We start from the raw sequence: 13,071 nt of genomic DNA, 5'->3' as shown, positions 1-13,071 counted from the left end.
GTCGACCGAACGTACATCCGCCCCATGGCGCTCCGGCGCCCAACCGCAGTATGTTCAGCCCTCCCCCAGCAAGGACGAACCATGGCCATCAAACCGCAGTCCACGCGTCAGCAGAAGCACCTCGCGGTGTTGATCGATGCCGACAACGCACCGGCCGCCATCATCGAAGGCCTGTTCGAGGAAATCGCCAAGTACGGCGTTGCCAGCGTCAAACGCATCTACGGCGACTGGACCGGGCCCCAACTTGGGAGCTGGAAGAAGGTCCTGCTCGACCACTCCATCCAGCCTATCCAGCAGTTCGCCTACACCAAGGGCAAGAACGCCACCGACAGCGCCCTGATCATCGACGCCATGGACCTGCTCTACACACGACGCTTCGACGGTTTCTGCCTGGTCTCCAGCGACAGCGACTTCACACGACTCGCCGCACGCCTGCGTGAAGAAGGGCTCAGCGTCTACGGCTTCGGCGAAGAGAAAACGCCCAAGCCCTTCGTCGTTGCCTGCGACAAGTTCATCTACACTGAAATCCTCCGCGCCGAAGCCCAGGTCAGCAGCAGTGACAAACCACAGCCCGTCGTAGCGGGGGAACCCCCTAGCGAACAGCCCAGGGAAGAAGCGAAACCCAAGCCGCAGAAGGTGCCGGTGGACTTCATCGCCAAGCTGATTGACGACGTCTCCGACGAAGACGGCTGGATCCAGCTCGGCGCCCTTGGCCAGAACATCAGCAAGCTACGCCCGGCCTTCGATGCCCGCCTTTATGGGTTCAAGAAGCTCAGCGACCTGGTCAAGGGACAGAACAAACGTTTCGAGATCCAGGTCAGGGGCAGCAGCGCCAGCGGCGGCGAGTCGCTGTACGTGCGCAATCGCAAGTCCGGCAAATAGCCGATCTGGAGCCACCCGGCCCATCACCCGCGTGGGAAACATCGATGTGATATCCATCAAGACGTGTCTGATCGGCGTCGACCTGCGTCCATTTCACGGTGCGTCGCCAATCGCTGGCCGCAACGAACCATAAACCCGACTCCTTGCGCTAATATCGGGCACCCATTTCGCGACAACGCTTGTCGGCATTTGAATGACCAGCCTCCAGAGAGGCATTCGGATACGGCAGGCGCATTCCCTGGTGAGGTATACAAGTTGATCATCCATCCCAAAGTACGCGGTTTCATCTGTACCACCACGCATCCGCTGGGCTGCGAGCTCAACGTACGCGATCAGATCGAAGCGACTCGCGCGCGTGGTGTGCGCACTGACGGGCCGAAGAAGGTCCTGGTGATTGGCGCTTCCAGCGGCTACGGCCTGGCGGCGCGGATTACCGCCGCATTCGGTTACGGTGCCGACACCCTGGGCGTGTTCTTCGAGAAGCCCAGCACCGAGAGCAAACCCGGCACCGCCGGCTGGTACAACGCTGCAGCGTTCGACAAGTTCGCCAAGGCGGAAGGCCTCTACAGCCGCTCCATCAATGGCGACGCCTTCTCCGACGAAGCCCGCGCAAAGACCATTGAACTGATCAAGAACGAGATGGGTGGCCAGGTTGACCTGGTGGTCTACTCGCTGGCTTCGCCGGTGCGCAAGCTGCCCGGCTCAGGCGAACTGAAGCGTTCGGCACTGAAGCCGATCGGTGAGACCTACACCTCCACCGCGATCGACACCAACAAGGACACCATCATCCAGGCCTCGATCGAGCCGGCCAACGAGCAGGAAATCGAAGACACCGTCACCGTGATGGGTGGCCAGGACTGGGAACTGTGGATCGATGCCCTGGAGCGTGCCGACGCGCTGGCGCCGGGCGCTCGCAGCGTAGCGTTCAGCTACATCGGCACCGAAATCACCTGGCCGATCTACTGGCACGGCGCGCTGGGCAAGGCCAAGGCCGACCTCGACGCCACTGCCCTGCGCCTTGATGCGCGCCTGCAGAAACGCAACGGCGGCGCCAATGTGGCAGTGCTGAAGTCCGTAGTGACCCAGGCGAGCGCCGCGATCCCCGCAATGCCGCTGTACATCGCGCTGGTCTACAAGGTGATGAAGGACAAGGGTCTGCACGAGGGCACCATCGAACAACTCAACCGTCTGTTCCGCGAGCGTCTCTATCGCGAGGACGGCCAGGCAGCCGAGACCGACGGTGAGCATCGCCTGCGTCTGGACGACTGGGAACTGCGCGACGACGTCCAAGGCGAGTGCAAGGCGCTGTGGCCGCAGGTGACCACCGAAAGCCTGTTCCAGCTCACCGACTACGCCGGCTACAAGCACGAGTTCCTGAAGCTGTTCGGCTTCGAGCGCAAGGACATCGACTACGACGCCGACGTATCGCCAGCGGTTCAGTTCGACTGCATCGAACTGGGTTGAGCCACGCGATACCCAACAAGCAAAAGGCCAGTCTCGCGACTGGCCTTTTTCTTTTGCCCTACGAACTGCTGCCAGTTCGCAAAACATTCCCTCACGGAATGACATGCGGAGGAATATTCGGTTGCCCTCCCCCACCCATGACGCTAAACAGTCGTTCAACTAACCGACAGGCGCAGGGGCAAACCCTCACGGACAGGAGCGACTGATGCAAAGCCCATTTTCCCAGACCTTCTACGAAGCCACGGTCGACAAACCGACCTTCCCCGCCCAGTCCGGCCGGATCGACACGAGCGTCTGCATCCTTGGCGGCGGGCTGGCTGGCCTCTCGACTGCCCTGGGCCTGGCCGAACGCGGTATCACCGACGTGGTGGTGCTGGAGTCGCACAGCGTCGGCCATGGCGCCTCGGGGCGCAACGGTGGTTTCGTCTTCGGTGGCTACAGCCTGGGCAACGCTGACCTGCTCGCCACCCTGGGCGCCGAGGAAGCGCGGCGCCTCTACCGCTTGACCATCGACGCCGTGGATCTGATTCGCCACCGTGTCCGGCAATACAACATCGACTGCGATCTGGTGGACGAAGGCGTGATCCTCGCCAACTGGTTCAACGACCCGGCCCGCCTGGAGGAACCCCGCCAGCTGATGAAGGCGGCCTACGGTGTCCACTGGGAACCCATCCCGGCCGGCCAGCTCAGGGAGCAACTAAAAACCGACCGCTACTTCGGCGGTCTGCTGGAACGCAACGCCTTCCACTTCCATCCACTCAAGTACGTCTGTGGCGTCGCCCGCACGGCAGCCCGGCTCGGCGTGCGTATCTTCGAAGGTTCAGCGGCGCTGGCCATCGAGCGGCGCGCCGGCCGCTACGTGGTACACACCGAGGGCGGCGAGGTGCATGCCGAGCATGTAGTCTTCTCCGGCGGCGGCTATGCGCGTGGCGTGTACCGCCCCATCGAGCGCGCGGTGCTGCCCATCGCCACCTACGTCATGGCTACCGAGCCGCTGGGCGAACGGCTCAAGGACGCCATCGACTGCCGCTCGGCGATCTACGACACCCGCTTCGCCTTCGATTACTACCGGCCGCTCGCCGATTCCCGGATCCTCTGGGGTGGCCGCATCTCCATCCTGGACCGTCGACCGGACGCCATCGCCGCCCTGCTGAAACAGGACCTGATATCGGTTTATCCACAGCTGGAAGATGTCGAGGTCCAGTACGCCTGGGGCGGCCTGATGAGCTACGGCCGCCACCAGATGGCACAGATCGGCCAGAACGAAGCCGGCATCTGGCACGCTATCGGATTCGGCGGCCACGGCATGGCGCCGACCACCGTGGCCGGGGAAGTCCTGGCAGACGCCATCGCCCGATCAACGCCCATTCCCGCGGGATTCAGCCACTTTGGCCTGACCCGTACCTTCGGCCTCGCCGGCTTGCTCGCCGCACAGATGACCTACACCGCCTTCCAGGCCCGTGACGCTTTCGATACCTGCCGCTTGAACCGGTAGGTTGGGCCGGGCTGCGTTCCGCAAGCGCAGCGAAGCCCAACAGCGGCGCCTCGCCCGAAACGTTGGGCTTCGCTTAGCTCAGCCGCAACCTACGCGGCGTGATGAGCGACAACCAACCCTGGTTAGCCGCCTACGACTTCACCCGCCAGCTCAGCCTGCACCACCCGCAAACCCTGCACCGCCTCCTGAAGCCCTTTGAGACCCGGCGTGTTCCTGTTCGCTACACCGACGGCAATGAAGAAGTCATCCACGTCATCAACGAAGCCGGCCTCTACAAGGCCCTGATCCGCTTCGGCCATCCCGAATACCACCAGCTCGATGAATGGCCGACCCGCGAAGTGATCCCCACTCTGCGCGACCAGCACGCTCCGGATAGCGAGTTGCCCCACCGCGTCATACTCAGCTGGCAATGCCAGGGCCTGATGCTGCTGGAGTGGCAAGGCGAGCGGTGGATGCCGTGGGGGCAGGTCCCATGCCATGTCGACTCGTAGGATGTGGTTGAGCGCAGCGATACCCATCACTCCCCATGACAAGGAAGCCAATCAATGACCAATTACCGTCGCGACCAGACCCCAGGCGCAACCTGGTTCTTCACCCTGAATCTCGCTGGCCGTGACAGCCGCCTGCTCACCGAACATATTGGCGAGCTTCAGGGGGACGTGGGGGAGCGGTGATAGCTGATGGGTATCGCTGCGCTCAACCCATCCTACGGGCTGCTCGTCATCACTCCTCAAGCAAAAAGGCCAGTCTCTCGACTGGCCTTTTCTTCACCACTCAATCCCGATCAACCATTGCTCGGGAACGCGAATTGCGCTGCCTCGTGTGTGGCGCGCTGCGGCCAGCGCTGGGTGATGGCCTTGCGACGGGTGTAGAAGCGCACGCCGTCCGGGCCGTAGGCATGCAGGTCGCCGAACAGGGAGCGCTTCCAGCCGCCGAAGCTGTGGTAGGCCACCGGAACCGGCAGCGGTACGTTGACGCCCACCATGCCGACTTCGATCTCGTCGCAGAACAGGCGGGCGGCTTCACCATCGCGAGTGAAGATGCAGGTGCCGTTGCCGTATTCGTGGTCATTGATCAGCTGCATGGCGTCTTCGAGGCTGTTGACGCGGACGATGCAGAGCACCGGGCCGAAGATTTCTTCCTGGTAGATGCGCATGTCCGGGGTCACGCGGTCGAACAGGCAGCCGCCAAGGAAGAAGCCGTTTTCATTGCCTTCGACCTGGATGCCGCGACCGTCGACCACCAATTGGGCGCCGGCCTTGACGCCGTCTTCCACGTAACCGGTGACCTTGTCCAGGTGCGCTCCGGTGACCAGCGGGCCCATGTCCAGGCCGCAAGAGGTGCCGGCGCCGATTTTCAGCGCCTTGATCTGCGGGACGATCTTCTCGACCAACGCGTCGGCAATCTGGTCACCCACACACACGGCCACGGAGATGGCCATGCAGCGCTCGCCGCAGGAACCGTAGGCCGCGCCCATCAGCGCGCTGACGGCATTGTCGAGGTCGGCGTCGGGCATCAACACGGCGTGGTTCTTTGCGCCGCCCAGGGCCTGCACGCGCTTGCCGCGCTTGGCGCCTTCGCTATAGATGTACTCGGCGATCGGAGTCGAGCCAACGAAGCTGATGGCTTTGACTTCCGGCGCTTCGATCAGCGCGTCCACGGCTTCCTTGTCGCCGTTGACCACGTTCAGCACGCCCTTGGGCAGGCCAGCCTGGTGGAACAGTTCGGCGATCAGCAGGGTGGAGCTCGGGTCGCGCTCGGAAGGCTTGAGGATGAAGGTGTTTCCACAGGCAATAGCCAGCGGGTACATCCACAGCGGCACCATGGCCGGGAAGTTGAACGGAGTGATGCCGGCGACCACACCCAGCGGTTGGAAGTCGCTCCAGGCGTCGATGTTCGGACCGACGTTGCGGCTGTACTCGCCCTTGAGGATTTCCGGGGCAGCGCAGGCGTATTCGACGTTCTCGATGCCGCGCTTGAGTTCACCTGCGGCGTCTTCCAGGGTCTTGCCATGCTCTTCGCTGATCAGCTTGGCGATCACCGCCTCGTTCTGTTCCAGCAGTTGCTTGAAGCGGAACAGCACCTGGGCGCGCTTGGCCGGAGGGGTATTGCGCCAGGCAGGAAAGGCAGCCTTGGCGGCATCGATGGCCTGCTGCACGGTCGCGCGGCTGGCCAGGCCAACCTTGTGTACGGCTTCGCCGGTGGACGGGTTGAACACGTCAGTGCTGCGGCCTTGCTCGGCAATGCGTTCGCCGTTGATCAGGTGCGGGATGCTGCTCATGGTCGTTTCTCTTGTAGGGCTTTGTTCGGTGAGTCCGCGGGGAGGTTGCTTCCCTCACCCCAGCCCTCTCCCGGAGGGAGAGGGCGCAGACCGTGCATTACTTGATTTCGGTTTCCACGAAGACCACTTCGTGGTCGCTGGCGTTGATCACGTTGTGTTCCACACCGGCCTTGCGGAAGTAGCTCTGCCCGACCACCAGAGGGGCGTGTTTGTCGCCCTCAGGAGTTTCCAGCAGCAAGGTGCCGTTGGTCATCGGCACCACCACGTAGTCGTAACCGTGGCAATGCCGGCCGGTTTCGGAACCGGGAGCGAAACGCCACTCGGTGACGATCACTTCGTCGTTGTCCACCTGCACGGTGGGCACGGCCTGGGGACGCTGGCTCATCAGGCAATGCCCTGCAGAGCCTGGCCGACGGCGTCGAACACGCGGTCCAGCTCTTCCGGCTTGGCGTTGAAGGTCGGCCCGAACTGCAGGGTGTCGCCACCGAAGCGCACGTAGAAGCCAGCCTTCCACAGCGCCATGCCGGCCTCGAACGGACGCACAATGGCATCGCCGTCGCGCGGGGCCAGTTGCAGGGCGCCGGCCAGGCCGCAGTTGCGGATGTCGATGACGTGCTTGGCGCCTTTCAGGCCATGGATGGCCTTCTCGAAGTGCGGGGCGAGCTCGGCGGATTGCTGCACCAGGTTTTCCTTCTCCAGCAGCTCCAGGGCGGCGAGGCCAGCGGCGCAGGCCACCGGGTGGGCGGAGTAGGTGTAGCCGTGGGTGAACTCGACGGCGTATTCCGGCGTCGCCTGGTTCATGAAGGTCTGGTAGATCTCGCGGCTGGCGATCACCGCGCCCATGGGGATGGCGCCGTTGGTGATCTGCTTGGCGACGTTCATCAGGTCCGGGGTCACGCCGAAGTATTCGGCGCCAGTCATCTTGCCCATGCGGCCGAAGGCGGTGATCACTTCGTCGAAGATCAGCAGGATATTGTGCTGGTCGCAGATCTCGCGCAGGCGCTGCAGGTAGCCTGCCGGCGGCACGATGACGCCGGCAGAGCCGGACATCGGCTCGACGATCACCGCGGCGATGTTCGACGCGTCGTGCAGCTCGATCAGCTTGAGCAGTTCGTTGGCCAGCTCGACGCCGCCCGTCTCGGCCGCGCCTTTGGTGAACGCCAGGCCCGGTTGCAGGGTGTGCGGCAGGTGGTCGACGTCCATCAGCTGGCCGAACATCTTGCGGTTGCCGCCGATGCCGCCCAGCGCGGTGCCGGCGACGTTCACACCGTGGTAGCCCCGGGCGCGGCCGATCAGCTTGGTCTTGGCCGGCTGGCCTTTCAGGCGCCAGTAGGCACGGGCCATCTTGATCGCGGTGTCGGCGCACTCGGAGCCGGAACCGGTAAAGAACACGTGGTTCAGTTCACCCGGCGTGAGGTTGGCGATCTTCTCGGCCAACTGGAAGGACAGCGGATGGCCGTACTGGAAACCCGGGGAGTAGTCGAGGGTGCCGAGCTGCTTGGCCACGGCTTCCTGGATTTCCTTGCGCGAGTGGCCGGCGCCGCAAGTCCACAGGCCGGAGAGGCTGTCATAGACACGACGCCCCTGCTCATCGATCAGCCAGCTGCCTTCGGCGCCGACGATGAAGCGCGGATCGCGATGGAAGTTACGGTTGGCGGAGAAGGGCATCCAGTGGGCGTCCAGCTTCAGTTGGCTGGCCAGAGAGAGAGATGCGGTCTGCGGCATGTTCATGGAGTGGCCTCTGTCTTGTTCTGCCCTCGCCCGTCCGGGGCAAGGGGATGTAAACGGGAACTACGCGCTACTTGCTGCCGACATTGCCACGAGAATAAAGTCACGAAAATCCAACTTTTCAAATCTTTAGGTTAGAGGTTAGTAAACCATGAGCAGCCGCCGCCCCGAACCGCTGGCGCAGGTCAGCGACTTCGATATCCGCCTGTTGCGCATCTTCCGCAGCGTCGTGGAATGCGGCGGCTTTTCCGCCGCCGAGAGCGTGCTTGGTATCGGCCGTTCCGCCATCAGCCAGCAGATGAGTGACCTGGAACAGCGCCTCGGTCTGCGCCTGTGCCAGCGCGGACGAGCCGGCTTCGCGCTGACGGAGGAAGGTCGCGAGGTTTATCAGTCGTCAATGCAGCTGCTGGCGGCGCTGGAGAGCTTTCGGACCGAGGTCAACGGCCTGCACCAGCACCTGCGTGGCGAGCTGAACATCGGCCTCACCGACAACCTGGTGACGCTGCCGCACATGCGCATCACCCACGCCTTGTCGCGTTTGAAGGCCCTTGGGCCAGACGTGCGGATCAATATCCGCATGACGCCGCCGAGCGAGGTGGAACAAGGCGTGCTCGACGGTCGCCTGCACGTCGGCGTGGTGCCGCAGACGGTCGCCCTTTCCGGCCTGGAATATCAGCCGCTGTACGACGAGCGTTCGCTGCTCTACTGCGCGGTCGGCCACCCGCTGTTCTACGCCGACGACGCGCAGCTCAGCGATGCACGGCTCAACGAGCAGGAAGCCATCGCCCCCACCTTCCGGCTACCGGCGGACATCCAGGCGCAGTACCAGGTACTCAATTGCAGCGCCAGCGCCTCGGACCGCGAGGGTATGGCCTTCCTCATCCTCACCGGGCGCTATATCGGCTATCTGCCGGACCACTACGCCACCTTCTGGGTGCAACAGGGCCGCCTGCGGGCGCTGAAGCCGACGGCCCGCTTCTATGACCTGTCCCTTGCCTCGGTGACGCGCAAGGGACGGCGACCGCACCTGGTACTGGAGAGTTTCCTGGAGGCGCTGGCGGCGACCAGTTGAGTACAACGGGCAGGCCGTTGGCCTGCTTTGCGAATGAATTCTCACCCACAGAGGAGCAACCCGGACCTGTGGGGGCAAATTCATTGGCTCTGTCCCAGTTAAGTGTTGTCACTGGCAGGCGAACGGGCTCATTTCGCGAGCAAGAACTCGGCGTCCCCCCTCGCTCCTACAGGGCTCTCAGCCCGACCTTTGATGGCTAGCAACAGCTAACGCCGACAGAGCCAATGAATTCGCAAACCGGACCGCCGGTTCGGCCTTGCATGAACCTATTGGGGATATGGGTACCGCCAATTTTCACCAAGGGCCTTCAGTACAAAAAAGCTGACCGCCACATCGGTTTTTCTTGCGTAATAGCTTGTATCGGCGCGGGCACTGCGCTATCAGTGCACTCGCCCATTCCCACACAATCTGGAAGGCCTGATGACCTCACTGGTGCCCGCCCACAGCCCGACCCCATCCGCCAAACCCGTCGGCCGCATCCGCCAGAAGAACGAAGAGCTGATTCTGGCCGCCGCTGAAGAAGAGTTCGCCCGGCACGGCTTCAAGGGCACCAGCATGAATACCATCGCAGTCCGGGCCGGGCTGCCAAAGGCCAACCTGCATTACTACTTCAGTAACAAGCTTGGCCTGTACATCGCGGTGCTGAGCAACATCCTCGATCTGTGGGACAGCACCTTCAACACCCTTACCGCCGAGGATGATCCGGCCGAAGCACTGGCCCGCTACATTCGCGCCAAGATGGAGTTCTCGCGCCGCTATCCGCTGGCCTCGAAGATCTTCGCAATGGAGGTGATCAGCGGCGGTAGTTGCCTGGAACAGCACTTCAACCAGGATTACCGCGACTGGTTCCGTGGCCGCGCCGCAGTGTTCGAGGCCTGGATCGCCGCCGGCAAGCTGGACCCGGTCGATCCGGTACACCTGATCTTCCTGCTCTGGGGCAGCACGCAGCACTACGCCGATTTCGGCGCGCAAATCTGCCGCGTCACCGGGCGCAAGCGCCTGACCAAGGATGACTTCGAGTCGGCCACGCAGAATCTTATCCACATCATCCTCAAAGGTTGCGGTCTGACTCCGCCGACCGCCTGATGCCATTCACCTTGTCCATACCTTGCGAATACCGCGAGGAGATCAAGAAGAGCCGCTTCATCGCCCATGCTGCGCCGGTCACCAGCGCGGCCGAGGCGCAGGCGTTCATTGCGCGCCTGTCCGAGGCGAGCGCCTCGCACAATTGCTGGGCCTGGAAGGTCGGCAACCAATACCGATTCAGCGACGACGGCGAGCCCGGCGGTACGGCTGGCCGCCCGATACTCGCGGCCATCGAGGGGCAGGATTGCGACCAGGTGGCGGTGCTGGTGATCCGCTGGTACGGCGGCATCCAACTCGGCACCGGCGGCCTGGCTCGCGCCTACGGCGGCAGCGCCGCCAAGTGCCTGCAAGCTGGGCAGCGCACTGAGCTGGTGGCGCGTAGCCGCGTCAGCTGCCATCCGGGCTTCGCCGAACTGCCAGTACTGAAGGCCCGCCTCGGCGAATTCGAGGCACTGCTGGAAAGCGAAAGCTTCGACGCCGATGGCGCCGAACTGGTGCTGGCCCTGCCTGAGGGCCAGACCGCGGGGCTGGAAAGGCTGCTGCGAGACATCAGCCGGGGACGTTTGGAGCTCAAGCGGCTCTGATACTCCTCCCAGGAATGATCCAACAGCAGCTTCGATGTCGCCGGGTGACTCACAAAATCTGTTGAACGGCTTGTGGATAACTCGTGGACTCCTTGCTGGAGCCCTCCACTGTCGTGGCTTATCAGCCATTGTTCACTTTTTGTTCAGCGGCACTGGATTTAACCCTGCACCAAAGATAAGCAGCTGATTTTTCGGCCTATTCAGCCCTGCACCATGCCCGGGCAGTGGTCTCGCAAGCGCGCATGACGGGCCTTCATTTGCCCCCGAATCACGGGGAAAAAACTGTGGATAAGCTTGGGGAAAGACGCTCGAGGCCAAGACTGACGGTGCCTGCGGAAGACTGGTCAAATAATCGCCAGCGCTCCACCCCTCAAGGATTCACGCCGCACCAGCAATGAGCGCATCCACCAACGACCCGCGCGGTGACGGCGAGGCGGAATGCGACCGCCAGGATCAAGAGCGGCGAGTTCCTGTCCGGGCGGTTAAACTTTCCTCCAACCGTGCCTGACTACGAGAAACCACCATGTATGAATGGCTGAATGCCCTACCCAAGGCCGAACTGCACCTGCACCTGGAAGGCTCCCTGGAGCCCGAGTTGCTCTTTGCCCTGGCCGAACGCAACAAGGTGGCCCTGCCCTGGGCCGACGTGGAAACACTGCGCAAGGCGTACGCCTTCAACAACCTGCAGGAGTTCCTCGACCTTTATTACCAGGGCGCCGGCGTGCTGCGCACCGAGCAGGATTTCTACGACCTGACCTGGGCTTACCTGGAACGCTGCAAGGCGCAGAATGTCATCCACACCGAGCCTTTCTTCGACCCGCAGACCCACACCGACCGGGGCATTCCCTTCGAGGTGGTGCTCACCGGCATTTGCCAGGCACTGGAAGATGGCCGCGAGCAGTTGGGCATCAGCTCGGGGCTGATCCTGAGTTTCCTGCGCCACCTCTCCGAGGAGGAAGCGCAGAAGACCCTCGACCAGGCCCTGCCCTTCCGCGATGCCTTCATTGCCGTCGGCCTCGACAGTTCGGAAAAAGGTCATCCGCCGAGCAAGTTCCAGCGCGTCTTCGACCGCGCCCGCGCCGAAGGCTTTCTCGCCGTCGCCCATGCGGGCGAGGAAGGCCCTCCGGAATACATCTGGGAAGCCTTGGATCTGCTCAAGATCGAACGCATCGACCACGGAGTGCGTGCTGTCGAGGACGAGCGTCTGATGCAACGCATCATCGACGAGCAGATCCCACTCACCGTGTGCCCACTGTCCAACATCAAGCTCTGTGTGTTCGACCACATGCGCCACCACAACATCCTCGAGATGCTGGAGCGCGGCGTGAAGGTGACGGTGAACTCGGACGATCCGGCCTACTTCGGCGGCTACGTCACCGAAAATTTCGCCGCCCTGCACGAGCATCTGGGCATGACCCAGGAACAGGCCAGGCGTCTGGCACAGAACAGCCTGGATGCGCGCTTGGTGAAGTAGGGAGCCCCAGGGCAGAAACCTGTGGGTGCGAATTCATTCGCAAAGGGTCGCGCTGCGGCCCCGAGTGAGTCGGCAAGGCAGGCCAACGGCCTGCGGAAGAATTCGCCCCCACAACGCCCTTAGGCCGATTGCGCCGCCTTCGGCGTCATCGCCCGCAGGATGCCGCCCAGCAGCACCCCATACAGTGGTACGAACAGCACCAGGCTCACGACAAGTTTCACGCCGTAGTCCACGGTGGCGATCTCCATCCAGTTCTCGGCCATGAAAGCGTTGTCGCTGTGCCAGAAAGCAACGGAGAAGAAGGTGAAGGTGTCCAGCAGGTTGCCGGCAATGGTCGAGGCCACCGGGGCGATCCACCACTGACGCATATGCCGCAGACGGTCAAAGACCTGGATGTCCAGCACCTGGCCGAGCGCGTAAGCCAGGAAACTCGCCAGCGAGATACGTGCGACAAAGGTGTTGAACTCCAGCAACGAATCCAGGCCGCGGAACGCCGCCTCCTGGAACAGCACCGACACCACGTAGGAGGCCGCCAGCGCCGGCAGCATGACTCGCGCGATGACCTGCCGCGCCGCCTGCTTGCCGAGCAGGCGCACGGTCAGGTCGGTGGCCAGGAAGATGAACGGAAAGCTGAATGCGCCCCAGGTGGTCTGCCAGCCGAACAGGGTCATGGGTAGCTGCACCAGGTAGTTGCTGGCAATGATGATGAGGATATGGAAAACGATCAGGCCGGCCAGCGCCGGGCACCAGACCGCAGGGATCACAACGGGCATGCTGGTTCGCATCCTTTTTGCCGATGGGGTGAGGGAACCCATGTTGCGGCGGGGTCGCCACGACGGCGCGCATTCTAACTTGACCCGCGTGTCAGGAATAGCCTTCGATTCAAGACGCGCCCCACCCTGTCCGCTGCCCGACGTCCGCCAGGGCGAATTCATTCGCCAAGCGGCGCAACCCGCCCCTAGTGCATCCAAGGGGGGACCGAACCAGTCCCCACCATGCCTAGCC

The 13,071-nt window shown here is 63.1% G+C and carries 13 protein-coding genes; 9 read left to right on the top strand and 4 right to left on the bottom strand.

Features of this window, described 5'->3' with window-relative positions; translation table 11 throughout:
* Nucleotides 1-81 precede the first annotated feature (81 nt).
* The 5 genes from J7302_RS17910 to J7302_RS26865 all read left to right on the top strand — a co-directional run bounded on the left by J7302_RS17910 (nt 82) and on the right by J7302_RS26865 (nt 4,515).
* Nucleotides 82-882 (top strand): NYN domain-containing protein, encoded by an 801-nt coding sequence (locus J7302_RS17910; RefSeq protein WP_215377707.1) that lies wholly within the window; start codon nt 82-84, stop codon nt 880-882.
* 255 nt (nt 883-1,137) lie between these two features.
* Nucleotides 1,138-2,346, top strand: coding sequence for an enoyl-ACP reductase FabV (gene fabV, locus J7302_RS17905; protein ID WP_215377704.1), 1,209 nt, complete (start codon nt 1,138-1,140; stop codon nt 2,344-2,346).
* Nucleotides 2,347-2,551: 205 nt separating this feature from the next.
* Nucleotides 2,552-3,841 carry an NAD(P)/FAD-dependent oxidoreductase gene (locus J7302_RS17900; protein ID WP_215377702.1) on the top strand — a complete coding sequence of 430 codons (1,290 nt, stop codon included), beginning with the start codon at nt 2,552-2,554 and terminating at the stop codon, nt 3,839-3,841.
* Between the two features lie 101 nt (nt 3,842-3,942).
* Nucleotides 3,943-4,332: a BRO family protein gene (locus tag J7302_RS17895; protein ID WP_215377699.1), complete on the top strand. Its 390-nt coding sequence runs from the start codon at nt 3,943-3,945 to the stop codon at nt 4,330-4,332.
* A 54-nt stretch (nt 4,333-4,386) separates the two neighbouring features.
* The gene (locus tag J7302_RS26865) at nt 4,387-4,515 is read left to right on the top strand and encodes a hypothetical protein (RefSeq protein WP_285899557.1); all 129 of its coding nucleotides are present in this window, start codon (nt 4,387-4,389) and stop codon (nt 4,513-4,515) included.
* Between the two features lie 110 nt (nt 4,516-4,625).
* Here J7302_RS26865 and J7302_RS17885 read toward each other — a convergent pair whose 3' ends face one another.
* The 3 genes from J7302_RS17885 to J7302_RS17875 form a co-directional block, all read right to left on the bottom strand.
* Nucleotides 4,626-6,122 (bottom strand): CoA-acylating methylmalonate-semialdehyde dehydrogenase, encoded by a 1,497-nt coding sequence (locus tag J7302_RS17885; protein WP_215377697.1) that lies wholly within the window; start codon nt 6,120-6,122, stop codon nt 4,626-4,628.
* A 97-nt stretch (nt 6,123-6,219) separates the two neighbouring features.
* Nucleotides 6,220-6,507, bottom strand: coding sequence for a cupin domain-containing protein (locus J7302_RS17880; protein WP_215377695.1), 288 nt, complete (start codon nt 6,505-6,507; stop codon nt 6,220-6,222).
* Nucleotides 6,507-7,853, bottom strand: coding sequence for an aspartate aminotransferase family protein (locus J7302_RS17875; protein ID WP_215377693.1), 1,347 nt, complete (start codon nt 7,851-7,853; stop codon nt 6,507-6,509). The genes J7302_RS17880 and J7302_RS17875 overlap by 1 nt, the downstream gene beginning before the upstream one ends.
* Nucleotides 7,854-8,001: 148 nt before the next feature.
* Between J7302_RS17875 and J7302_RS17870 the strand changes: the two genes are divergently transcribed.
* The 4 genes from J7302_RS17870 (at nt 8,002) to J7302_RS17855 (ending at nt 12,066) form a co-directional block, all read left to right on the top strand.
* Nucleotides 8,002-8,922: a LysR family transcriptional regulator gene (locus tag J7302_RS17870; RefSeq protein ID WP_215377691.1), complete on the top strand. Its 921-nt coding sequence runs from the start codon at nt 8,002-8,004 to the stop codon at nt 8,920-8,922.
* Nucleotides 8,923-9,342: 420 nt separating this feature from the next.
* Nucleotides 9,343-10,008: a TetR/AcrR family transcriptional regulator gene (locus tag J7302_RS17865; protein ID WP_215377689.1), complete on the top strand. Its 666-nt coding sequence runs from the start codon at nt 9,343-9,345 to the stop codon at nt 10,006-10,008.
* Entirely contained in the window at nt 10,008-10,592 is a 585-nt protein-coding gene (locus J7302_RS17860; RefSeq protein ID WP_215377687.1) for an IMPACT family protein, read from the top strand. Before J7302_RS17865 ends, J7302_RS17860 begins: the two co-directional genes overlap by 1 nt.
* 523 nt (nt 10,593-11,115) lie before the next feature.
* Nucleotides 11,116-12,066 (top strand): adenosine deaminase, encoded by a 951-nt coding sequence (locus tag J7302_RS17855; protein ID WP_215377685.1) that lies wholly within the window; start codon nt 11,116-11,118, stop codon nt 12,064-12,066.
* A 119-nt stretch (nt 12,067-12,185) separates the two neighbouring features.
* On the opposite strand, the gene J7302_RS17850 is transcribed toward J7302_RS17855, so the two are convergent.
* Nucleotides 12,186-12,839, bottom strand: a complete 654-nt coding sequence (locus tag J7302_RS17850; protein ID WP_215377683.1) for a 7-cyano-7-deazaguanine/7-aminomethyl-7-deazaguanine transporter — start codon at nt 12,837-12,839, stop codon at nt 12,186-12,188.
* Nucleotides 12,840-13,071 lie beyond the last annotated feature (232 nt).

The sequence above is a fragment of the Metapseudomonas boanensis genome, assembly GCF_018704125.1.
In the GTDB taxonomy this organism is placed as follows: Bacteria; Pseudomonadota; Gammaproteobacteria; order Pseudomonadales; family Pseudomonadaceae; genus Metapseudomonas; species Metapseudomonas boanensis.
Note: the sequence above shows the minus strand (reverse complement) of the source record. Positions and strands in the feature narration are given on the sequence as shown.

Coding starts and splice junctions, on each gene's coding strand:
- J7302_RS17910 (WP_215377707.1), top strand. CDS start 82: ATGGCCATCAAACCGCAGTCCACGCGTCAGCAGAAGCACCTCGCGGTG.
- J7302_RS17900 (WP_215377702.1), top strand. CDS start 2,552: ATGCAAAGCCCATTTTCCCAGACCTTCTACGAAGCCACGGTCGACAAA.
- J7302_RS17895 (WP_215377699.1), top strand. CDS start 3,943: ATGAGCGACAACCAACCCTGGTTAGCCGCCTACGACTTCACCCGCCAG.
- J7302_RS26865 (WP_285899557.1), top strand. CDS start 4,387: ATGACCAATTACCGTCGCGACCAGACCCCAGGCGCAACCTGGTTCTTC.
- J7302_RS17885 (WP_215377697.1), bottom strand. CDS start 6,122: ATGAGCAGCATCCCGCACCTGATCAACGGCGAACGCATTGCCGAGCAA.
- J7302_RS17880 (WP_215377695.1), bottom strand. CDS start 6,507: ATGAGCCAGCGTCCCCAGGCCGTGCCCACCGTGCAGGTGGACAACGAC.
- J7302_RS17875 (WP_215377693.1), bottom strand. CDS start 7,853: ATGAACATGCCGCAGACCGCATCTCTCTCTCTGGCCAGCCAACTGAAG.
- J7302_RS17870 (WP_215377691.1), top strand. CDS start 8,002: ATGAGCAGCCGCCGCCCCGAACCGCTGGCGCAGGTCAGCGACTTCGAT.
- J7302_RS17865 (WP_215377689.1), top strand. CDS start 9,343: ATGACCTCACTGGTGCCCGCCCACAGCCCGACCCCATCCGCCAAACCC.
- J7302_RS17860 (WP_215377687.1), top strand. CDS start 10,008: ATGCCATTCACCTTGTCCATACCTTGCGAATACCGCGAGGAGATCAAG.
- J7302_RS17855 (WP_215377685.1), top strand. CDS start 11,116: ATGTATGAATGGCTGAATGCCCTACCCAAGGCCGAACTGCACCTGCAC.
- J7302_RS17850 (WP_215377683.1), bottom strand. CDS start 12,839: ATGCCCGTTGTGATCCCTGCGGTCTGGTGCCCGGCGCTGGCCGGCCTG.